Origin of the sequence: Exiguobacterium sp. H66, from assembly GCF_018618705.1 — a bacterium.
GTDB lineage: Bacteria > Bacillota > Bacilli > Exiguobacteriales > Exiguobacteriaceae > Exiguobacterium_A > Exiguobacterium_A oxidotolerans.
The window spans coordinates 297667-320633 of record NZ_JACSMQ010000003.1 but is presented as its reverse complement, the minus strand read 5'-3'; the positions used below and the strand labels follow the sequence as shown (position 1 = coordinate 320633).

The 22967-nt window shown below is 47.5% G+C and carries 22 protein-coding genes; 7 read left to right on the top strand and 15 right to left on the bottom strand.

Translation table 11 applies throughout. The annotated features are described in order from the left end of the window. The first annotated feature begins 48 nt into the window (after positions 1-48). Positions 49-1077, top strand: coding sequence for an ABC transporter permease (locus KNP88_RS07590; protein WP_251137162.1), 1029 nt, complete (start codon positions 49-51; stop codon positions 1075-1077). A gap of 143 nt (positions 1078-1220) precedes the next feature. Next, positions 1221-2399 (top strand): MFS transporter, encoded by a 1179-nt coding sequence (locus KNP88_RS07585; protein WP_214893104.1) that lies wholly within the window; start codon positions 1221-1223, stop codon positions 2397-2399. A 202-nt stretch (positions 2400-2601) separates the two neighbouring features. Here KNP88_RS07585 and KNP88_RS07580 read toward each other — a convergent pair whose 3' ends face one another. The 5 genes from KNP88_RS07580 to KNP88_RS07560 form a co-directional block, all read right to left on the bottom strand. After that, the gene (locus tag KNP88_RS07580; RefSeq protein WP_251137161.1) at positions 2602-3717 is read right to left on the bottom strand and encodes an MFS transporter; all 1116 of its coding nucleotides are present in this window, start codon (positions 3715-3717) and stop codon (positions 2602-2604) included. A gap of 196 nt (positions 3718-3913) precedes the next feature. Continuing rightward, complete coding sequence (locus KNP88_RS07575; RefSeq protein WP_214893103.1) at positions 3914-6481, bottom strand: ATP-binding protein; 2568 nt, start codon at positions 6479-6481, stop codon at positions 3914-3916. Between the two features lie 237 nt (positions 6482-6718). Next, positions 6719-7204, bottom strand: a complete 486-nt coding sequence (locus tag KNP88_RS07570; protein WP_214893102.1) for a hypothetical protein — start codon at positions 7202-7204, stop codon at positions 6719-6721. Positions 7205-7264: 60 nt separating this feature from the next. Further along, positions 7265-7690, bottom strand: a complete 426-nt coding sequence (locus KNP88_RS07565) for a hypothetical protein (protein ID WP_214893101.1) — start codon at positions 7688-7690, stop codon at positions 7265-7267. Continuing rightward, the gene (locus KNP88_RS07560; RefSeq protein ID WP_214893100.1) at positions 7690-9810 is read right to left on the bottom strand and encodes a type IA DNA topoisomerase; all 2121 of its coding nucleotides are present in this window, start codon (positions 9808-9810) and stop codon (positions 7690-7692) included. Before KNP88_RS07560 ends, KNP88_RS07565 begins: the two co-directional genes overlap by 1 nt. Positions 9811-9853: 43 nt before the next feature. Here KNP88_RS07560 and KNP88_RS07555 point away from each other — a divergent pair, with 43 nt between their 5' ends. Beyond that, complete coding sequence (locus tag KNP88_RS07555; protein ID WP_214810768.1) at positions 9854-10750, top strand: DMT family transporter; 897 nt, start codon at positions 9854-9856, stop codon at positions 10748-10750. A 54-nt stretch (positions 10751-10804) separates the two neighbouring features. Here the strand turns inward: KNP88_RS07555 and KNP88_RS07550 are convergent, their stop codons facing one another. Then, on the bottom strand, positions 10805-12265 hold the full coding sequence (locus tag KNP88_RS07550) for an MDR family MFS transporter (protein WP_088836657.1): 1461 nt from the start codon (positions 12263-12265) through the stop codon (positions 10805-10807). 144 nt (positions 12266-12409) lie between these two features. Here KNP88_RS07550 and KNP88_RS07545 point away from each other — a divergent pair, with 144 nt between their 5' ends. Continuing rightward, a complete protein-coding gene (locus KNP88_RS07545) occupies positions 12410-13222 on the top strand; it encodes an SDR family NAD(P)-dependent oxidoreductase (protein ID WP_088836656.1) in 813 nt (270 codons plus the stop codon). A 77-nt stretch (positions 13223-13299) separates the two neighbouring features. On the opposite strand, the gene KNP88_RS07540 is transcribed toward KNP88_RS07545, so the two are convergent. From KNP88_RS07540 to rnz, 7 genes are read right to left on the bottom strand one after another with little or no spacing between them, the layout of a single operon-like run. After that, positions 13300-13677: a hypothetical protein gene (locus KNP88_RS07540; RefSeq protein ID WP_214765347.1), complete on the bottom strand. Its 378-nt coding sequence runs from the start codon at positions 13675-13677 to the stop codon at positions 13300-13302. 25 nt (positions 13678-13702) lie between these two features. Beyond that, on the bottom strand, positions 13703-14275 hold the full coding sequence (locus tag KNP88_RS07535; RefSeq protein WP_214893099.1) for an ECF transporter S component: 573 nt from the start codon (positions 14273-14275) through the stop codon (positions 13703-13705). Next, complete coding sequence (locus tag KNP88_RS07530; RefSeq protein ID WP_214893098.1) at positions 14266-15231, bottom strand: ATP-binding cassette domain-containing protein; 966 nt, start codon at positions 15229-15231, stop codon at positions 14266-14268. The genes KNP88_RS07535 and KNP88_RS07530 overlap by 10 nt, the downstream gene beginning before the upstream one ends. Further along, positions 15185-15886, bottom strand: a complete 702-nt coding sequence (locus KNP88_RS07525) for a hypothetical protein (protein WP_214765353.1) — start codon at positions 15884-15886, stop codon at positions 15185-15187. The genes KNP88_RS07530 and KNP88_RS07525 overlap by 47 nt, the downstream gene beginning before the upstream one ends. Then, entirely contained in the window at positions 15864-16274 is a 411-nt protein-coding gene (locus tag KNP88_RS07520; protein WP_214893097.1) for a DUF4430 domain-containing protein, read from the bottom strand. Before KNP88_RS07520 ends, KNP88_RS07525 begins: the two co-directional genes overlap by 23 nt. After that, positions 16271-17167, bottom strand: coding sequence for a hypothetical protein (locus tag KNP88_RS07515; RefSeq protein WP_088836650.1), 897 nt, complete (start codon positions 17165-17167; stop codon positions 16271-16273). Before KNP88_RS07515 ends, KNP88_RS07520 begins: the two co-directional genes overlap by 4 nt. 3 nt (positions 17168-17170) lie before the next feature. Beyond that, entirely contained in the window at positions 17171-18076 is a 906-nt protein-coding gene (gene rnz, locus KNP88_RS07510; RefSeq protein WP_214893096.1) for a ribonuclease Z, read from the bottom strand. Positions 18077-18184: 108 nt separating this feature from the next. Here rnz and KNP88_RS07505 point away from each other — a divergent pair, with 108 nt between their 5' ends. Beyond that, positions 18185-18364: a hypothetical protein gene (locus tag KNP88_RS07505; RefSeq protein ID WP_029333114.1), complete on the top strand. Its 180-nt coding sequence runs from the start codon at positions 18185-18187 to the stop codon at positions 18362-18364. Positions 18365-18421: 57 nt separating this feature from the next. Here the strand turns inward: KNP88_RS07505 and KNP88_RS07500 are convergent, their stop codons facing one another. Then, positions 18422-19546: a M20/M25/M40 family metallo-hydrolase gene (locus KNP88_RS07500; protein ID WP_088836648.1), complete on the bottom strand. Its 1125-nt coding sequence runs from the start codon at positions 19544-19546 to the stop codon at positions 18422-18424. A gap of 205 nt (positions 19547-19751) precedes the next feature. Continuing rightward, positions 19752-20738, bottom strand: a complete 987-nt coding sequence (locus tag KNP88_RS07495; RefSeq protein WP_214893095.1) for an aromatic acid exporter family protein — start codon at positions 20736-20738, stop codon at positions 19752-19754. A gap of 78 nt (positions 20739-20816) precedes the next feature. Here KNP88_RS07495 and KNP88_RS07490 point away from each other — a divergent pair, with 78 nt between their 5' ends. Together KNP88_RS07490 and KNP88_RS07485 are read left to right on the top strand one after the other, a co-directional pair. Beyond that, positions 20817-21902 carry an N-acetylglucosaminidase gene (locus KNP88_RS07490; protein ID WP_214893094.1) on the top strand — a complete coding sequence of 362 codons (1086 nt, stop codon included), beginning with the start codon at positions 20817-20819 and terminating at the stop codon, positions 21900-21902. A 56-nt stretch (positions 21903-21958) separates the two neighbouring features. Further along, entirely contained in the window at positions 21959-22894 is a 936-nt protein-coding gene (locus tag KNP88_RS07485) for a manganese-dependent inorganic pyrophosphatase (RefSeq protein WP_029333110.1), read from the top strand. Positions 22895-22967: the final 73 nt, after the last annotated feature.

Here is a 22967-nt window from a genome sequence, read left to right as displayed (position 1 = left end):
ACGGACCATTGCGATGATGTTCCTCGCCCCCTATTCGTTCTCTTTTTATTGTCATCAATCCTCGGTTCGAGTTCAGATGAAGTCACGATCGGCACCTTCGACCTACCCAAAACGTTTGACGCGGTTCTCGCATCGAAAACGGCGACGGCGACCTATCCGAGTTATGCGGACGGAAAACAAGCGATGGAAGACCAACAGATCGAAGCATTGATCACGTACCAGGATGATGCTCCGGAGATTTTGATTGAAGGCGGCGACGTCTCGAAAAATGCCCACGCCATCCAAGTCATCCGCGAAACGTTAACGGCCGTCGAGATGAAGCAAGCGACGACAGCGAATGCACAGTTACGTGAAACAGTTGATCAGCTGCAACAACGGCTCGAACAATTGACGAATCAAAAATTGACCGTTCCCCCTACCGCATCACGATCAATGATGGAACCAGATATCCGCTTTTTATATGGAGATCAAGATGCAGAACTGTTTGATCAAATTGCACCTGCCTTGATGGGATTTTTCATCTTTTTATTCGTCTTCATCATCGCCGGGGTCAGTTTCCTCCGTGAACGGTCTAGCGGGACGCTCGAGCGGACCCTTGCTACTCCGCTCAGACGGTCGAGCATCGTCTTCGGATATTTTTTCGGTTTTTTCTTATTCGTCACAATCCAGACGATTTTAATTCAATTATTCATCGTTAATATCTTAAACGTGACACAACAAGGCAACTATTTTCTGTTACTCTTCGTCAATTTATTGACGGCAAGCGTCGCCCTGTCACTCGGACTCCTCCTATCGAGTTTCGCACGGACGGAATTTCAATTGATTCAGTTCATCCCGCTCGCGATCGTCCCGCAAATCTTTTTCAGCGGTCTATTTGATTTGACGGATGCCCCGACCTGGGTCGAAGTCATCAATCGGCTGATGCCGTTGACGTACGCCGCTGATGCCCTGCAAAACATCATGATTCGCGGGTACGGCTTCCGTGAAATTTGGCTCGATCTTGTGGTCCTTGCCGGATTTATGCTTGTCTTCGTCCTCCTCAACATGCGTGCCTTACGGAAACAGCGGCCGGTGTAAGGGCACTTCGTACAAAGGGAATTGACAATCCATTATTTTCCTTATATACTTTAGTCAAAATTGACTGAAATGAGGTCGTCCAATGTAAATTCATCTAAAACACTAACCACTAACTAAATATGATTGATGTGGAGGTTTTTTAGATGAACCGTTTTACGACTTTACTGGTCAGCCAGTGGATGGCGAATGCGGGGGACGCGCTCTACATCGTCGCCCTCATCGCTACCTTGTATCAACAAACAGGACAGGCGAGCACAGCTGCGCTCTTTCCGATTGCCGTAACGGCAGGCATGACGGTCAGCGGCTTCTTTTTCGCCCGCCTTGCGAAGCAGATGCCCCATGCAACGCTTTTGTTGCTCAGTCAGCTCATGAAGACCCTCTCGCTCGCCTTGATCGTCCTGCTTGATTTACCACTCGTGGCGTTGCTCCTTCTCGTGGTTTGGATTGCCTTTCTCGACGGCTTTTCCCGACCGATTGAAAGTGCCTTCATTCCGCAAATCACGACCGATTTCCAAAAAGCAAACAGCATCGTCCAAGGAACGAATCAAGTCGTCCAACTGATCATGTGGCCGCTCGGAGCGATTTTAGTCAGTACAGGGTCGCCCCAGTCCGTCTTATTCGTCTCATTGCTGCTCTTTCTTGTTGCAAGTATCGGAACGGCGTTATTTCGTTATCAAGTGCGCTCCCTTCAAGTGCCTGTAGAAGAAGAAGGTAATGAACCGACGTTTCGTTCAAGTTTGCAGTATACCCGGACTAACGTATCGGCCCGTTTGAATACGGCATTGCTTGGCATCGATGCCTTTGCGAGTACCGCCTGGATTTCAGCGTTATTCCTCGTCTACATCGCTACGCACCTGCATGTGTCGGACAGTTGGTGGGGCATCTTGAATGCATTTTATCTGCTCAGCATGATTGGCGGGAGTTACCAGATGCTGCGACGCCGAAAGCAACGTTCACTGCTACAGTTCAGTGTGTTGCTCTCGATTGCCGCGACGCTTCTGTTTGGTCTCGCTCCGCATGTTGTAGTCGCCTTGATTGCTTGCGTCGTCCAGGGCTACGCCAGTCAACTCCGGGCGATAGAATTAAATACACGGCTTCAAGCAGATACCCCGATTGCACGGTTACCTTACGTTTACAGTGTTCAACAGACCGTCTATACGATTAGCTTTTGTCTCGGGAGTCTCCTGTTCGGTCTTCTCGCCGATTGGCTGAGTATCGAAGTCGTCTATCTCATCGCGAGTATAATCGCGTTGTTAATGATTCGTCCGGCCCGGCAATTACGCAAGCAAGTAGCAACCGAACGGACGCAACAGATTTCCTAAGCAACGGTTCGTTATACAGACGTGGAGCTGAAGGGATGTGTTGGAGATTCCTCGGTTTTTTCCAAACGTTTTTCTGCACACAATGAAACGCCGCTGATTCCGTTTTTCATACGGAATCAGCGGCGTTTTCGATATCTTCCATGACGACGAACACCATGTTTTAAGCAGGCCTTCCCATGTAGCCGTCAAATCGACGATGGCGTCATTCCCATCGTTTGCTTAACCACGCAACGCATAACCAAAGGACGAACGACACGAGACATAGATACACATACGCTATGTCTAAACTCGCCCGCTCACTGATGAATCCGAACCCGAGACCGACGATGATGATCAGCACGCTCTCTAGCCAGGAAGCAATGGAAACGATTGTTGCCCGCTCTTTTGCTGACGCATAAGTTTGCAAGAGACTACTCGTCATCGGCTCCGACTGACCGTATAACAGAAACACCATGAACAGGAAGAGGATACTTGCCATTCCCGTCAAAGAAAAACTGATGACACTTACGAAAAAGACGACTAACATCCCGTTCAAGTTTACCGTCAACGAACCCTTCGTCAATGCGGGCAACAGGTTGCCAACGCCTTGCGCTACCATAATTAAAATGAACACGAGACCAAATCCAGTCACGGGAATGCCACGATCCCGCATTGACAATTGCCAAAATTCTTCGATGAAATTAATCGTCGTCCCGAATAGGACACTAAACAGAAAAATCCGGATCAACATGGGGCGTGTTCTCAGTTCTCGCCAAACGAGACGAAGTGGACGGGCTGTCGATTCTTCAACCACGAGTCGCGTTTCACGTAACGTCAGGCTAACCAGTGTCGCACTCATTAAACTGATGAGCGAAATCTTGTAATGAAATTCAAACATCGTATAATGCGTCAACCAACTGCCGATGAGGGCAGCAAGTCCCGCTGTCATGAGGCTGACTGCATTCAGTCGACCAACTGTCCGTTCGAATCGCTCGACTCGACCGACTTGTTCAAGCGTCTCGTATAAGAAGGCTTCTTCTGTCCCGCTGATCGCAGCAGCCCCGACCCCCGCGAGTACCATCGCACCTAAAAAAGCAGTCAACGTATACGCGTTCAATAGCATTGCGAAGGATAGACATTCTGCCATCATCCCGAAGACAAGAAACCACTTTCGCCCGAAGCGATCGGTGGCTCGTCCGAACGGCAACTCAAGCGACAATTGAGTCAAAGCGAAGACAATTTCTGCGTAAATCACATCGAGAACACTCATTCCACGCGCTTCCCAAAACAACCGCTCAATCACATAAGCAGGTACGAAAGCTGTTGCAAAACGCATCATGTACAATTTACGGACGTTCGCTTGAATCGCCGTTTAACAAGGAGGGCGGATTGTACGCATCAGTCAACATCCTCTCTTATTTTTTAGAAAAACCGTTAGTTTCCATTTCCCGATTTCAAGCAAGTTAATCCCATGTCCGTGATTATATCGTAGATTGACAAAACCCCCTACGCCGTATGGACGCAGAGGGTTTCCTTCATTCAAAATCAGTTATTTCCAGTGTTGGTGAGAGTGCTGTCGGATTTTCTTGAATGATGGGCAATTCGACTGTAAAGCTCGAGCCGGCACCTTCTGTCGAATCGACGTGAATCATGCCTTCATGGGCACGAACGATTTCTTGACAGATTGCAAGTCCAAGTCCTGTTCCACCAATTTTTCGGCTATCGGAATTATCGACCCGGTAAAACTTGCTGAATAACTCTGGCAAGGCGTGACGGGGAATACCGATTCCTTCATCTTGAATCCGAATCCGCAATAAGTTATCGGCAGGTTCGATTCCAATCGTAATCTCGCCGCCATCCGGTGAATACTTGATGGCGTTGTTGATTAAATTACCGAACAGTTGTCGCATTTTTTGTTCATCGGCTTGAATCATTTCGACTGCTGCGTCATCCGTCTCTAGCAAGACAGTATGAGTTTGAGACGAACCGACTTGGAACTCAGCGATTTCACGAATCATCGCTACGACGTCAAGCTCTTTAAAATGATAGTGTTGCTGACTGGATTCCATCCGTTGTACGTCGAGGAAGTCATTGACGAGTCCCGTCAATCGCTCAGTCTCGGCATGAATCGTTTCGAGATAGCGTTGTTGGCGGTTAGGTGTCAACTCTTTTGCTAACATCAGTTCCGTGTAGCCAAAAATCGAAGCGAGTGGTGTGCGCAACTCATGCGACACCGTCGAGACGAATTCCGACTTCATCCGGTCGACTTCTGTTTCGACCGTGACGTCACGCAAGACGAGCATCGTCCCACGGAAACGTCCACCGTAATGAATCCCTTCTGCATAGAGCGTGACGAAACGCTCCTCTTTATTAAGTGATAGCGAAAGACTTTCCGTCGGTACTTGATGACTACAGACTTGATTCATGTACTCAAGAAAGGCATCGTGTTGATCGACTTGAACCGCCAATTCTTCAATTTTGACATCGAGCGTCATCAAACCCTCGTCATTGAACTGATCGTGCGCTGGATGATGGAACAACGCAAGCAATGGACGATTGGCAAAAATCCGGTCTTCTTCGATATACATGACTGCCTCACGAATCGAGTGTAGCAGTTTCGATGTTTTTTCACGTTCCCGCTCAATTTCATCGAACACACGCATCCGTAGTAAGGACAAGGCGAGCTGACGAGAGAACGACCAAATTTCAGCCGTTTGGTCTTCATTGAATTGATCACGGTAACGGACAAGATAGATGCTTGCAATCATCATGTTCGTCGATGGGTCCATGACGGGTACGACCGTTTCATACATGCTATAAGGGTACGGCAACGGATGATCACTCGTCACTTGTTTCGTTGAACGTACGGCTTTTTTATGCATACGCGCTCGCTCAAGTAGAGAAAGTGATGACGTCAAAAGTTTCCGTTCTTGATCGACCGTCATGCCGTAAGAGACGATATCCGTATACTCGTCCTCGTCAAGAAAGACAATCGCTCCGAACTCGGCATCTGTAATCGAGATTAATTTTTCGATGATGGTAGGATAAGCTGTTAACGTCTCGCGTGAAGCGAGCGTTTCTGTCAATTCATTCCGGTACCGCAGATGCGTCTCATTGCGTAACGTCACATCAAGCGCTTCTTCGAGTTCTTCTTGTTGTGTTTGAAGCTCCTCTTGTTGGGCAACTAACTCTTCTTGTTGACTTTGTAATTCATCGTTACTTGAGACGAGTTGCGATTTTTGATTTGAAATCGACGCAGCCATTAAATTAAATGTCGTCGTCAACTCGCCAATCTCGTCTTTTGCATTTAAGACCTCAATGGGTGAAGCATCTTCACCTTTTGCTAATCGACTGCTCTCTCGGTTCAATTGACGCAATTGACGCGTAATTTTCGCGACAAATGGTCGAACGAATAACACGATAATGAATAAAAGAACCGCTAAGTTAATTAAGCCGAGAACTTGAGATGAGTTAATTTGTGCCCCTAGTCGATTTTGGGCAGCGAGTTCCTTCTCATTTAATGAATTACGATAATCCGTAAAGACGGTCTCCATGTCAACGATACTCGAACTCATGTCCGCTGCACTTTTCGTATCGATGTTAAATTTCCGATCTGCATCCAGGTTCGGTGTTTGCGTGACTTTACCGAGCGTCGCCATTTGTAAGAACGGTTCTTCGACTTCACCGTCTTTTTTAGCATCAACATAATTAATCAGGCTCGGCATGACGCGCGTCGTGTAGGCGTCATACAGCTCCCGTGCATCATTCGCGTATTGCTCTTCTTCTGCAAATGCCGCATTTTTTTCGAACCATGTCGTTTGTTGATCGATATTTTGTTGTTTCGCTTTAATTTCCTCTAACATTTCATCGTCTCCAAGTAAGACGAATCCCCGCATCTCATATTGAAGACTTTGCCACGATTCATATAGATTCGTCGCATTGGTCCGGTGTTCATTTAACGTCGCTAGTTCTTGTTTAGCTCCTTGCACCTGCTGTTTCGTATAGAAATATACACCTGCTGATGTCAGTAATAACATTGCTAAAATGATATAGAAAGCGGACATGATTTGGCGTCCGATTGTTCGATTAAGCCATGTTCTCATAAACGATCGATCCTCCCCCTTCTCCTCTAGTTGAATAATACGTATAGGAGATACCTGTCCTTTCTATTGTAAAGGTTTTTTATACTTTTCCATTAAATATGCTCATTTTTTTTTACTTTTCATCTAATTTTAATAAAAATAGTTGTATGTTACAAAAACATGACAAAAAGGTTCGGATTCACTCCTTTTTCGTCAGAAAAAATGCCCCGCCACATACTCGTGACCGGACATTTTTGTTCATGAGTGATGCGAATGGTGTGTCGAATGATGATGGACAGGTGCTTCATCTGCCAAGATTTCGCCGTCGAGCAGACCAAGCCTTGCATACTGTGCCGTGATGTCTTGTTTCGTTACCTCGGTGATTTGGTCTGTCGCGCTGATCAACGTTGAGATTCCTTTCACTAACCGGACCGGTTCTAAATTTGTTTTCTCGACCGGAAACGTCGACAAGGAGCGGAGATAGGCGACGTAGGCTTGTGCCCCGTCTTCCGTCGGTGTAACGAGCTCAGAAGCATGATGGCGCAAATGATTCGTCAAACTGCTTGTCGAGACGCCTTTCGTGACGGCGCTGATCAAGGCAAAAGCCATAAAAGACAAGATTACGATAAAAAAGATGACCATGAAGACCGGCATGTCTGAAAAGAAACTTTCTCCTTCGACGTAAGCCATCGTTCCTCCCGCTTTCAGCAGCGACAGGAGCGGACCCGTAGTAATACCTGACATGAAGATTTCCCCCTATTTCGTTTGATACATGTTCATACGCAAACGACGCACAAAAGGTTTCTAGTTCTTTCCATCTCCAAGCAAAACTTCCGCATTAAACCAATCTTCAACAAACAGGGATCCACCCGGTCCATCAATCTGATAGGAATACAAAACGGAAAAATCGCCTTCCGTCATCATCGGTAAGGTCAATTCGCGTAAGACCACTTTGACTTCTTCTGTCATCGTTGTCTCATACTGAACAAATCCGTCTTCCCGCGTTTGCTGTTCTGTCAAATATGGCAACAACAGTGCTTTGCCAAATGATTGGGGGTCATCGATGACTTCAGCCACTACACCGAATAGTTCTTCCGCTTCAAAAATCAAATCATCGGCTTGTCCGATCGTCACTTCATCGGGAAACCAAACCGTCAATTTTGTTCCTTCCTTCAAAAACCGTTCGAATATCGGAATAAACGCCCTGTTCTCCATTAAATCGTAATGCATCATGACTCTCCTTTCATAAACTCGAATTTTAATTGATCGCGCTCTAGATACAACATCGCCTTGAATGTCCGGCCATTTTTCTTCATCTCGAGCGGCTTTGTTTTTTGAGTCGTTAAGATTTTTTTGACTTCCGCCTGTGTCACGCGCGCTCCGAGGATTGTTTTCGGTAATGTAAAACCGCAGTTCGTTTTTTGATACCCGCTGCAGCCATAAAACTTCCCACGATCAAGCACTTCCGCCTGACAGAGCGGACATGGTCCGACCGGGCGGTTCGTTGCGGCGGCGTGACGCGTTTTTGATTTAACTTGCGACGGATCGACGTGCAGTTGCTCGACACGCGACTTCGCATCATCGACGAGGTGTTGCGACAGTTTTTTCGCTTGTTCGACGAACTGGGCAGCAGACGCTTCCCCTTTACCGATTTGGTCGAGCCGACTTTCCCACTTTGCCGTCATCTCAGGTGATGCCAAGATGCTCCCGCTGACCGCCTCGATTAAAATCCGACCTTTTGCTGTCGGATGGATCTCTTTTTTCTTCAGCTGGATGTAATCGCGTCGCTTTAATCCGTCGATGATTCCGGCACGCGTCGCCTCCGTACCAAGTCCCTCGATTTCTTTCATGATCGCCTGTAATTCATTTTCAAGGACTTTCCCCGCTGTCTTCATGCCGAGGATTAATGTTCCTTCCGTATAGCGTTTCGGTGGCTCCGTTTGTTTTTCAAGTAACTTTGCCCCTTTAATCGGGACGTGTTGTCCGTGTTCGACTGCCGGTAGTTCAACTTCCTTCGCCTCAATTTGCAAGACTTCTTTGAAACCGCGCGCAATCGTCCGGCTGCCTTTTGTCAAGAAACGATCCTGCTCCCTCGTCGTGATGATGTCTGTTTTTTCAGCGCGCGCGGGGGGTGCAAAAGCTGCTAAAAACCGCCGGACGATTAAATCGTACACTTGTGCATCACGCCCCGATAACTTCGCGACCGCTCCCGCTTCTTCTGTCGGGATGATTGCATAGTGATCACTGACTTTCGCAGAATTGACATACCGTTTATCGTGTGTGGGATCTTTCGTCAAAATTTCCTTCAGTCCACCGTATTCCGGTTGCTTCAACAGTCGATTCAAAATCGTCGGGAACTGACCCGCTTCTTCCTTTGAGACGAACGATGAATCCGTCCGGGGATAACTGATCCAACCGCGAATGTAGAGTTTTTGAGCGATATCAAGTGTTTCTTTTGCGCCAAGTCCGAACCGTCGACTCGCTTCCGTTTGCAACAACGATAAACTGAACCAGAACGGCGGTTTCTCGATTTGTTCCGTCTTCGTGATGAACGCAACGATTCCTTCCCCCTTCGTCCGTGCCTTGATTGCTTCCGCGAGTGCCCGATCGGTCAGCTTCGTCTGTTTTTTTTGATCGATGTATTTTCCTTTATACAGCGAAAAGTCAGCCTCGACTTCAAAATAGGTTTCCGGCTTGAACTGTTCGATTTGTTTCTCACGTTCGACGATCAAGGCAAGTGTCGGTGTCTGGACACGCCCCAGCGAAAAGACATCGGCAATGCCTTTTTTCTTCAGTAACGTCGTATAGGCACGCGATGCATTCATACCGATCAGCCAATCGGCGCAAGCGCGGCTCATCGCCTCATGAAAAATATTTTCCGTTGCTTTTCCGTCCAGTAGATTCGCAAATCCATGATCAACGGCTTGCGGCGTCAAACTTGAAATCCACAGTCGCTCGATCGGTTTTGCATTGTTAGCCAGGCGAAGAATTAATCGGACGATTGCCTCTCCCTCTCGCTCGGCATCAGATGCTATAATGATGGAAGTCGTCGTCCGCTCGTTCAACAGTTTTTTAATGACTTGAAACGCTTTGCTTTTCCCTTTCGCGAGCCGGTAATCGAACCGTTCCGGAATGATTGGCAGATGGTCATAGTTCCAGCGTTTCCACTTGGCATCATAATGGGCCGGTTCCTGTAATTCACAAAGGTGACCGACGGCGTAAGCCAGTTTCGCTCCACTCGGGAAACGCTCACACGGTTTGATTTCGATGTATCCGTCCCGCTTGACCGATGGATACGGTGCTGCGAGCTTTTCAGCCTGTTTTGGTTTTTCCGCAATGATCAATTGCATTGTTACACCCTCATTTCCTAACTACAGACACGTGGAGGTACTCATGCCGTATTTTACTTTATTCATGGCGTTATTCTTTATTTCGACATCGGCTATTTTTGTGAAATGGGCAGACACGCCAATCGAGGCCGTCGCTTTTTTCCGAATGTTATTCTCGACGTTTCTTTTACTGCCGCTCATTCAAGTTAAAGAATTGTTCAGCCTCAGTTCCTCAACGATTCGCCACATGATTTTAAGTGGCGTCCTGTTAGCCGGGCACTTTTGGTTATGGTTTCTCTCTCTTGATTATACGACAGTTGCCAGCTCAACGCTCTTCGTAACCGCCAGTCCCATCTTCGTCTTAGTCGGGAACGCCGTCTTCTTTAAGCAACACCCGTCACGAAAAGCGTTGTTTTTCGTCGGCGTCGCCCTGCTTGGCGGCGGACTGGTCGCATACGGTGATATCGCCGTCGGAACACGTGCCTTGATTGGTGACGGGCTGGCCCTACTCGCGACGATTTTAGTCGCCGGATACTGGTTACTCGGGCAACACGTCCGGACAAGCGTCTCGACGAATACATATTCCTTTGCCGTCTATGCTGTCGCGTCCGTCGTTTTGCTGCTGTTCTCACTGATTCAGTCCGTCGATCTCGTCTCGGCGTTTCAAACGGATTGGTTGATTTATGTGTTGCTCGCCATCTTCCCGACGTTGCTCGGGCATAACTTGTTCAACTGGGCGCTGTCCCGTGTCAGTGCGAGCATCGTCAGCATCACGATTCTCGGTGAAGCGGTCTGGGGAATGATTTTCGGGTACTTCTTATTCCAGGAATCGCTGACTTGGATTCAAATCACGGGTGCCGCGCTACTCCTTGTCGGCATCGGTCTGTTCTTACGCCGGAATGAAAAAGACATCCGGGCGCAACTCGTCGCACGTGAAACGGCGACTTCTGTTACTGAATAAGCAAACCGCTGAATGTCCTCCTCTCACCTGCGAGTCGGACGTTCAGCGGTTTTTTTAGTTTGGTTTATCGTCCGGACGAACTTTTGGTAAGCGGAACGTCATCGCGAACGCGACGAGCGCACACAAGACACCGCCGATGAAGACGAGCCGTAACCCGTCTGCTAAGGCCAGTTCCGCCGCCGTATGGACGGCATCTCCATACCGGTTCGCCGTCGTCGCTTGGAAAAACGGATCAATTGAATAACCGGATAATATTTTCGAATCGTTAAACGCTTGAATGATCGATAGATTAAAAATCGTCCCGAAGATGGCGACACCAAGCGTTTGTCCCGTCGTACTCAAAAAGGAGTTGACGGCCGTCGCTGAACCACGGAGCGAGCGACCGACTGATGTTTGCAAGACAACGATGAAGACCGGTTGCGATAAACCGAACCCGATTCCAATCAAGGAAACCGCAAGATAGAGGAACACATCACTCGTCTCACGTGAGATGAAGACTAAAATCAGCATCCCGACGACGAGTAGCCCCATTCCGGTCATCGTTCGATAACGGGGTGACGCCGTCCCAATCGATCGGCCACCAATGATTGCCGTAATCGTCCAAAATAACGAGAGCGGCATCAACATGAAGCCGGCTTCAGTCGGACTTTTTCCGAGGACGCCTTGTGCGAAAATCGGGATATAGGCTGACATCGAGACAAGCACCCAGGCGGAGAAGAACACTGCCAGATTGATCACGGCAATGACCGGATGTTTGATAACAGCCGGTGGTAAGAGTGGATCACTCGCTTTTTTCTCGGCTTGATAGAAAAAGAATAATAAGACCGCACTGATCAAAAAACTACCGATAACCGTCGGACGTAAAAATTGTTCCGCTTCACTTCCTGATAACAGACCGTATAGTAAAGCACTCATTCCGACCGCAAACAAGAGCGCTCCCCGATAATCGATTTTTCGCGACGTCTCCTTCACGGTTTCCTTGTAGAAGACGACGATCATGATGAACGACACGAGCGCAAACGGAACGTTCAACAGGAAAATATACCGCCAGGATAACGATTCGACTAAAAATCCACCGAGGAGTGGTCCAGCAACGCCGGATATCCCCCAAACGGCACTCAAGATTCCCTGAATTTTTCCACGTTCTTCATATGTATATAAATCGCCGATGATCGTCATGGCAATCGGCAGAACCGCTCCTGCTCCGATTCCTTGGACCGCGCGGAAAATGATTAGTGTTTCCATCGACTGCGCAAGCCCACACGCTAACGAAGCGAGTGTAAAAACGCCAATTCCAAATAACAAGACGCGTTTCCGCCCATATAAATCAGCCATCTTCCCGTAAATCGGCGTCGATACTGCCATAAATAAGAGAAATCCTGCAAAAATCCAACTGACGAGCTTCGCCCCATTTAATTCACTTGCCATGACGGGTGTTGCCGTCGCGACGATCGTTCCTTCGATTGCTGCTAAAAAAGTTGCTAACAACAGCGCAATCGTGACATTTTTTCTCATGCTTCCGCACTTCCTTTCTCTTTCTTATCATAACGGTTCTGCCCCTTGTTTCGAAAGTAAATGCTTACTCGGCAGGATTCAAGGGAACAATAGGGAATGGTACAATTAGAAAATGATTCAATTATGTGAATGGAGGATTTTGTTATGTTACGAAAAACTGCTTTAATTACAGGGGCTTCTGGCGGAATCGGACTTGATCTTGCCGTGCTCGCAGCGCGCGACGGGTTTGATTGTGTCTTAATCGCCCGAAACGAAAAAAAATTAACGGAACTTAAAAATGTTCTTGAAAAACGTTATCAAATCAAAGCCTATACGTTCGCAGCGGATTTATCACAGGCCGACAGCGTCTCACGTGTTCTGACGTACCTCGATGAACAAGAATTGACTGTTGATTTGTTATTCAACAACGCTGGTTTTGCGACATCCGGCCGTTTCGCGGAAATCGATCCATCGGAAGACATCGACTCGATTCATGTGAATGTCGTCGCTTTAACGGAACTGACGAAACGTTTGTTACCAGGTATGGTCGATCGTGGCTTCGGACGTATCTTGAACGTCGCTTCCGTCGCTGCTTTCATGCCGGGTCCATACATGAGCGTCTATTACGCAACAAAAGCCTACGTCCTGTCCTTCTCTGAAGCACTTGCTTCTGAACTTGATGGTTCAGGTGTTACGGTTTCATGCCTCTGTCCGGGACCGACGGATACAAACTTCTTTAATCGGGCGAACATCACATTGCCTTTCCAAAGCATGCCGTCACACCTCGTCGCCTTCGCGGGTTACCGCGGTACGCTTAAAGGGAAACGTGTAATCGTTCCAGGCGCGAGCAATCGGGCAATGGTCTCACTGGCTAAATTCTTACCTCGCCGTCTCTTGACAGAATTAACAGGTCGCATCCAGGATCCTGCTCGTCAAGATCAAGACACAACGGAAGAAGATCTCGCGTACTCCAATTAATCGACGCTTTCTTAAAACAAGTCCCGCTAGCTCGGCTAGCGGGACTTGTTTTTATAGAGGAGACTTTTTTAAAAGGTTTAATGTATTTGTTTTTTTCGCTCAAACCGACTCACAAATTGTGTCCGGAGCGTCTTCGGTAACGAAGTATAGCGATACAGATAACGAAACGTGACGGCACTCGTCACCATGAGCATATACCCCGTCGCTAATACAAGTAACCACGCAACACATCCTAAAAAGAGACCCGCTTCAAAGTAAAGTTGTGACATCAATGCCCCTTCAGCGGACGTGATGAGCATCGCTGCCGGAAAAATTGCTGCAGCCAGTAAATAAAAGCCCGCATAGCGTCCACGAACAGTGTGTTTTAACAATAGAATACTGCCAAACAGTAAACAACAACTCGACATAAGTAACAATAAGACGACATATGGTAGTGACACGGATGAACTAAGCATCTTTTTTCACTCCAATCGAATCAGGTTAATGTTCTTTACCCGCCTTTCGGTCGATTGAGTGCAAAATCCGTAAAAAAGTCGGATGAAGTAATAAAATAAAGCAAACATTTCCGATTCCATGTACTAAATCAAATACCCCGCCTGTGACGACAAGTGTCAAAAAAGCTTCTCGTGAAAATTCTGTAAAAATTAAAAAGCCGAGGTTGCTGATCCAGCCATACAAAAATCCGGCGAGAAGCCCGTAACAGGCTAACAGCCCTTTCGATTTCAATAGGGGTACGAGTCCGACGAGACTGATTGCCATGTAAGCAAGCGCTTGAAATAAAACGAACGGTCCGCTCCCTAAGAATAAACTCGACAGGACGACGACCAACAAACCCGCGACTGCACCGACGACCGGACTGACGTAGACGGCAAGTAACAGAACGAGTGCCGTGGCCGGTTGAATGTTCGGCAGACTCGAAAAAAGAATCCGTCCGACAATCGCCGCCGCAGTGACGAGCGCGATGAAGCGTAACATCGCTTCTGACAGCGGTCGACGCTCAAAACGGATAAACAGAATCAAAATGGACAGACAAGCGAGGAGAATCAGTCCCATCCATATAACCTACTTTGTTCTAAAAAAGTAGCCGCCGGACCATCAAACGCAATTTCACCTTGAACGAGATAAAGGACACGTGTCGCGTGACGGATTAAAAAGTCGTCATGCGTCGCCATCACGACTAACTTCATTGGTTGTTCGACGAGTGTTTCGACGAATCGCTGCCGTTGTGCGTCCGTTAATCCTGCTGTCGGTTCGTCAAAATAATAAGCATCGTCGCTCCAGTCAAGCCGTTCAAACAACTGCTGTTTTTGTGAAGCGAACGTGCCCAGTCGACTGTCAACTTGAGGCGCAAGGGCCGGATGCGCAGGTAAGTAATTCTTTCGCCCGCGTCGTTTCACTTTTCCATACAAGGGACGCTCGACGCCGAGTAAGAGCCGTAGCAACGTCGACTTCCCACTCCCGTTGGCACCGACGAGCACCACTCGTTCCCCTGCCGCTAAACTGAGGCGGGATACGTCTAACGCATAGCGCGTCTGCATCGGATAACGATGTTCGACGGCCCGCATCTCATCATAGATGTCTCCTTGAGTTGCTTCCTCGAACACAATCTGTTCTAAATCTGCTTGATCGGTGACTGAATAATAGATACGACATGTAAAACGACGTTCCATCTCACTCAGCAAATCGACCAATCGCCGTTTTCGCACGTGATCTAAAAACAGGAAGGGATTGTCTAAGAAAAGACTTGGCGGTAACGAAGCGAGCGCATATCCAACTGAAACGAGTTGCTGCTCTCCGGATGATAACTCACTTACCTCTCGCTCAAAGAACGGTTCTAGTCCGAGGAGTGTCGTAAGTTCTCCCGCGACAAACAGACTTGTTGTCGCTAGTAAATCCCGGACTCGCCCATGTAGCAGTCGTTCCGGATAGATGATGGGCTGCCCCGCTTCGGCCGCGAGACGCTCAAGCTGTCCGGTCGCTTTGCTGTCGTTTGAAATAATCGTTGGCATCACGAAAAGCTCCTTTCGAACAGAGTAAAATCATCGGCAATACGACTGCACCAACATAAGCATACGAGGTCAGCAACAGACTGCTGACACTAAGCAAAATCACACCCGTCCGAATGTCACGCAGCGTTAGTTTTCGAAGTCTGCTCGGTACGGCGTCAATCGGTAATAAATGATACATCGCCATTCGTTCTAACTGCTCCGATAATGAATGATGCCGATGGCTCATCTTCACTTCCGGCCATGTCCGGAGCAAAGACGGAATTAGTGCAAGCACGAGCCCGGTTAGTCGCGTCAGTCGTGGTAACATCCGAAACAAAGGTCCCATCTGTTCGAGACGAACAAGCGTGAACACGAGTTGACTTGACGTGATAAATAAGGTGATTTGTACGCTGACCGCCAGAATCCCAATCACATCAATCGATGCGCCATAGAGAAGTGGAACCATCATCATCAATGTATAGAGTAGCGGTAACATGAGATAACGAAAGACCTCGAACTGACGAATGGTAATGAAAAAGATGAGATGGACGAGCGCGAGCATTCCTATATGATCCTGCAAGACGAACGGGACCGATAGCATCACCATCAAAAAAAGAGCAACATTCAATGGATGAAGTCGCTCCCGTTCTGTCTTACTGAAAATAAGCCATTGCATCTTTTTCAAATCGCCATTCAAGGCGATCTCCGTCTTGAAGTTCGTAACTTCCCGCTCCGACCTCACCCGGTTTTTCATTGACGCCGAATACCCAGCCGCTGCTTGCTCCAGCTGACTTTTCTCGAACTCCCTCGACGGCTGTGACATAAGCCATCTCACCTTTTCCTGTTTTGACGACATCTAACTTCGTTTCTTCGAGCGCATCCAGCGCCGTCTCTTCTTGATCAAAACACATTGCTTCCTCAAACAACGTCTTGTCCTTTGCATGGTTGACGACCGAGACGTCAACCTTCACGTCGCAGGCCTCTGTTTTCGAGGTTTTAGGCTCCGCTTCCTCAGAACACCCTGCTAAGATAAGTAAACTTCCCGCTAATATCCACTGTTTCATCGAACGACTCCCTTTCGCCTTGATGTCTCAAAGCTGTAATTGTACAACAAAATCTTTTTCTCACGAAGGGATTGTCCGTCCGCCCGCAAATAGGTCAAGCGAATTGCGTTCGCGAGCACGTCTTCTCCTGTATTGACATAAGGGATCAACTCCCCTTGATCATCAATTAATAACACGGTCGCATCTTGTAGACTAAACGTTTCATAAAGACCATCCATATCCATCTCGACATACGGTGTCTTTGATTCATGTAATATTTGTTTAATCGACAGCTGGCGTAACGTATCAAATGAACGAGACGCATCAATCAGTTTCTGGTAATACGATTCGAGCGATCGTTCCAGCACTTCTTCACGTGGTCGATACGTGATTGTGCCTGTGATTTCTTGATAGGAAATGTCATAGCGGACGAACCGCTTCGGGCTTTTAGCAATCACTTCGAACGTCGCATTCCGCAAATTGCCACCCTGGTCAAATAATAGTTCGCTTTGCTCGAGCCGTAACGACTCATCTCCGACCCGCTTCTCAATTTGATTCAACAAGTGATTGAACGACTGATCCGTAATCATCACTCGCCCAATCTGTTGTGTTTCTTCACGGACTGTAAACGTATCGAATGGACCGGCGAATAATTGCAATAAGAAAAATAAAAATCCGAACAAGGCCATATACCGTTTGTAGCGTGAGTTTTTTTGCGGATGAAGCACGATTAAAAATAGAATGATTCCAAGTGGTAACTGAATATCATAGACTGGAAATGAAACGGAACCTAAGCAGGCATAAAAGACAAGTTTCATGTAGAGATAACGTTCTTTTTCCGTCCTTTTTTCTAGTAAGAATGCGAGTAGGACGGCTGCTAATAAAAAGAGTGCCCACCGAATCAATACGTCCATCACTTACGCCTTCACTTGGATGGATTGATGATCCACCATGAGATACGATTCAGGGAATACTTCCCGTGCTTCACGTTCTAAGTGATCCTCTTGCTCGACATAACGGGCTGAGACATGTGTCAATAATAACTTTTTCGCTTCCGCTTGTTTTGCAATTCCCGCCGCCTGACGTGCTGTCGAGTGTCCGAAACGTCCCGCATGTTCTGTTTCGGTATCGGCGAACGTCGCCTCATGAATCAACACATCGACTCCCCGCGCTAAGCGGATGCTCGCTTCGCAAGGTGTCGTATCGCCTAAGACGGCCAACTTCACGCCTGGTTTCGGTTTCCCTAAAAAATCTGCTGACTCGTAAAGCGTTCCCTCAAACTCGAACGAATCGCTTTGTTTAATTTGTTTATAGAGTGGACCGGACGGAATACCGTGCTCCTTTAAGCGATCGACGAGCAACATCCCTGTTTCTTGATGCCCTTCGATCCGGTACCCATACGCTAAAAAACGATGCTCAAGTGCGGCGACCGTAATCGTAAATCCTTCATGTTCGTACGTTTGACCCGCTTCGACTTCAATCACGTCTAGCGGATAGCGTAAATATGTCCCTGTGACACGAAGTGTCGCATCGAGCCACTCCTGTAACCCCTTCGGTCCATAAATCGTCAATCGTGTCGTTCCTTCAAGCGCTGCCCGCGTACTGATGAAACCGGGCAAACCAAAAATATGATCCCCGTGAAGGTGAGTGATGAAAATCGTGCTGACTTTTCGTGGTTTAATCGGACTGTGTAAGATTTGGTGTTGCGTCGCCTCACCACAATCAAACAACCACGTCATCTTCGGGTGCATCAAGGCGATTGACGACACGTTGCGTTGTTTCGAAGGCATTCCTGCTCCTGTACCTAAAAAATAAAATTCCATCTTTTTCCCCTTTTCGTAAAATTAGCATTTTTTATACACAAAATACATCTTTCACACAACGAAGCATGGTAAACTGTACCCATACTGATTCGAAAGGTGGTTTTTTCCATGACCAAAATCGAACGGACCTATGCACGAATCGTACACGAAGCCCGGATGCTGAACGAGAACTATCGGCAAAAGTACGGCAAGTCGATTCAGATTCAAGAAATCGCGACGACCTTATTATGTACTGAAGAATTTGTTCTTGAGTCAATGGAGTTCGTCGAACGTCCTCAATTAACTTAATCGTAAACGAACAAAGAGTGTACCGCAATATAGCGGTACACTCTTTTCATTATCTTCTCACTTATTTGTGATGTAATCGACGAGCGTAACACATAGTTCTGCCGTCTTGACGAGTTCTTCGATCGGCATTCTTTCATTCGTCGTATGGATGTCTTCGTATCCGACGGCTAAGTTGACGGTCGGAATACCGAAACCAGCGATGACGTTCGCATCTGAACCGCCACCTGAATGAAGTAAACGCGGTGTCCGCCCAAGTTGCGCGATTGCAGCTTTCGCAACTTCGACGACTTGATCTCCGTCTTCGAACTTGAAGCCAGGATACATGACTTTGACTTCGACTTCAGCACGTCCGCCGAGTTCAGCGGCTGCTTCTTCAAAGGCAGCTTTCATTTTTTCTGTCTGGGCTTCCATCTTCGGTGCAACGAGTGAACGTGCTTCTGCGAAGATTTCAACATAATCGCAGACGATGTTCGTCGATGGGCCACCACCACTGAATCGGCCGACATTTGCTGTCGTCTCTTCATCAATTCGACCAAGCGGCATTTTCGCGATGGCTTTTGCAGCAATCGTAATGGCAGAGACACCTTTTTCAGGCGCAACCCCAGCATGTGCCGTTTTACCATAGATTTTAGCATTCACTTTCGCTTGTGTCGGGGCAGCCGTGATGATATCGCCCACTTTACCGTCTGAATCAAGGGCAAACCCATAGTCTGCATCGATTTTTGATGGATCGAGGACCATCGCCCCGACAAGACCTGATTCTTCGCCAACTGTGATGACGAATTGAATCTGTCCGTGCGGTTGCTTCGTTTCATTCAAGACATGGACCAGCTCGATGATTGACGCAAGACCCGCTTTATCATCTGCCCCGAGGATTGTCGTACCATCCGTTTTGACATACCCATCCTCGATGATCGGTTTAATCCCTTGTCCCGGGAAAACCGTATCCATATGTGACGTGAAATAAATTTTATCGACACCGTCTTTTGTTGCTGGAAGTGTGACGATTAAGTTATTTCCTTTATGTTCCGTTTTCGATGATGCATCATCTTCAAAGACGTCACATCCGAGTTCTGTGAACGTTTTTTTCAGATGGGCACAAATCTGTGCCTCTTCTTTTGATTCTGAATCGATTTGGACTAACTCTAAAAATGTATCAAGTACACGTTTCTCATTGACCATGCTAGATTCCTCCTCATGTAAGTACTATTCGACTAGCGCTTTTTCAGTATACCATCAACTGACTGATTTGCACTTCAGAAGGGTTGTTTGTACAATAACAGTAATTACGTTTGCATTTTAGAAAGGAGTTGCACCTGTCATGTCACGCCCATCCAAACAACAACGTCTCATCAAGTGGACGACGATTGCGATCTTAGCAATCTTCTTACTTGGTACGTTTGCCTCGACGATGTTTTATTTCTTCTGATCTCGCGACGAAACGCTGCTTTAATTGTAAATATTGCTCCGTTTCTTGCAACATGTGCAACAGCGCGGACCGGACTTCGAACTCTTCACGTGTCGTCGGTAACGGCGAAGCACGGAAGGTCGCGAGTAAGTCCGCCAGTTCTTGTAAAAATAACCTTGCGTCGGCCTCCGGACGGACATTGTCACCAATCGTCCGAAACAGGTCGGCGACTTTTTTGCCTTCTTCGACGATTAACACCAAATCATCGACATTACGGACGATTCCGCGGAGCAGTTCGAACTGTTGCTCCCGCATCCGGAAATAGCTGTAGTCCTCGTCATCATTTCGACGACCGATGGCATTGCCCATCCGTTTTAACGAAGCGTCCTTTCCTTCCCGCAACAAACGTTCCGTTTCTTCGAGCGTCAGCGAATGATGATTGATCCGCCCCGTCTCGATCGCCGCGGCGACTTCAAAGAACAAAGCAGCAATCCGTTTATCGATTTGCTGACGGCGCTCCGTGATGACACGGTCAAGGCTCGGCATATACATATTGACGAGTAATCCGACACCGACGCCAATCAAAATCAAGTAGACTTCATTTAAAAAAATCGCAAGGTTGAGTTGTCGTGCCGTGTAAAGATGCGTCAAGATGACGACACTCGTAATAAAACCGTCCTGTAGACGGAGGCGTTGCGTCAACGGAAGGAATATAATGAAATAAAGTGCTAAAGCAACTGGCCGATAACCGATGATTTCGAAAATCAGGAAACCGATTCCGATGGCAAGAATCGACGCCATGATGCGTTCGTACGATGAACGAATTGATTTTTTCCGCGTCGCTTGAATACTCAAGATGGCGATGATGGCGGCGAAGACATAGTAGTCGAGTTGCATCTGCTCCGCAATCCACATCGCAAGTGCGGCTGCGACGGCCGTTTTTAAAGTCCGATATCCAATGAACATCGAGTTCCCCCCTATTCTTTGTTAGACTACCTATCCTTTACCCAAGTTGTCTATCGATTTTTTGAAGGACGTGATTTTTTGAGTACACGCACGATTCGTCCCGGCCGTCCCGCAAAACGAGCGGGATCCCTGAAAGGACTGTTATTTTTCTTTTTGCTCGGGATCGTTCTATTCTATTTGTTGAAGGACGATCCACCGTCTGTCTTAAAACCGGCTGCTCCGTACATCGCTGAAAAATATCAAGAAGGTCAAGTCGCGACGGAACAAGAATTTGATACGTTCAGCGAAGCGAAAACCTACCTTGGTGACGACCGTGGTGCCGTTAAACGAACCAAGGATGACCGTTATCTCTACTTGACTGGTCCCGGTATCGGGATCGTCGACGAAGGTGGTACGCTCAACATCTATCAAGACGAATCGTTAAAAAAACGGTTGACATATGTCGCGTCCGGTAGCCGTTTAACACTGCGCGACTTCGGTCCAGACGTCAGTCGGATTGAAATTGCCGGTGTCCGCGGCTTCGTCGCGTCGGATCGGTTGACCTTGTATCCCCTTGAACGATCGACGAACCGATCGTTTTACGAACGAACGGGTGACACGTTACGTCACTACATCGTCGCAAACGCCGGACTCGGCGGCTGGATTACCGTCGGACGTGCCCCAAAAGACATTTCGAAGCGGACGACCGACTATGTCGAAGTGACGACGTTGACGAAAGATTTACGGAAACCGACTCCTTTGTCCGCAAAAGAGCTTGATGCCTTCATCAAAAACAATGCGCCCGATAGTCCGTTAATCGGTACTGGGAAGACGTTCAAAAAAGTCGAGCGTGATTTTGATATCAATGCCGCCTATCTCCTCGCTCATGCGATCCATGAATCAAATTACGGTCGGTCGACGATTGCCCGTGAAAAATTCAATCTGTTTGGCGTCAATGCGACGGATATTGCACCTGGTCAAAATGCAACGGCTTATAAATCGCTTGACGACTCGATTCGAAAAACGGGTCAGTTTATCGCCCGCGACTACCTCGCGACGGATGGTAAGTACCACCGTGGACCGTTCCTCGGAAATAAAGCAAAAGGAATGAACGTTTTTTATGCATCGGATCCTTACTGGAGCGAAAAAATCGCTGGTATCCTGTACAAAATGGACGCCTTCTAATTCCGAGATATGATACACTAATGGGCGAGACATTAACCATTGAGGAGTGATTCAGCATGGAAAAAGTATTGATTTTTGGTCATAAAAATCCGGATACGGATACGATTACGTCAGCAATCGCGTACGCTGAACTGAAGAAAGCATTAGGTGTGAATGCCGAAGCGATACGTTTAGGCGAAATCAATGATGAAACACAATTCGCACTCGATCAATTTAAAATCGCTGCACCGCGTCTTGTTACGGCAGTCGCTGCCGAAGCGTCACACGTCATTCTCGTCGACCACAACGAACGTCAACAAAGTGCCGACGACATCGCTGACGTCACGGTCACAGAAGTCATCGATCACCACCGGATTGCGAACTTCGAAACATCGGATCCGATTTACTACCGCGCTGAGCCCGTCGGTTGTACGGCAACGATTTTGAACAAACTTTATAAAGAACATGGTGTCGCGATCAAACCGGAAATCGCAGGTTTGATGTTATCGGCAATCGTTTCCGATTCATTGTTGTTCAAGTCACCGACATGTACGGAAGAAGACATCGTCGCTGCACGTGAACTTGCAGAAATCGCCGGTGTCGATGCAAACGTCTACGGTTTGAACATGCTCAAAGCAGGTGCTGACTTATCGAAAAAATCAATCACAGAATTGATTTCACTTGACGCAAAAGAGTTTTCGATGGGCGCACACAAAGTCGAGATTGCTCAGGTCAATACGGTCGATACAGCTGAAGTGTTACTTCGTCAAGCTGAGCTTGAAGAGCAAATCAATACGATCATTCTCGAAAAAGAACTCGATCTGTTCGTGTTCCTCGTGACTGACATCTTAACAAATAATTCAGTTGCGCTCGTACTCGGACAACAAGCACCACTCGTCGAACAAGCTTATGGAATTGAAGCAACCAACCACCTCGTTTACCTCGAAGGTGTCGTTTCACGGAAGAAGCAAGTTGTTCCAATCCTGACAGATACTGCCGTTAGTTCAAAATAATCGACTACAAAAAAGAAGGAGTTCACTCCTTCTTTTTTGAATACTAATAATGAATGGTTGTTCATTCAGACTA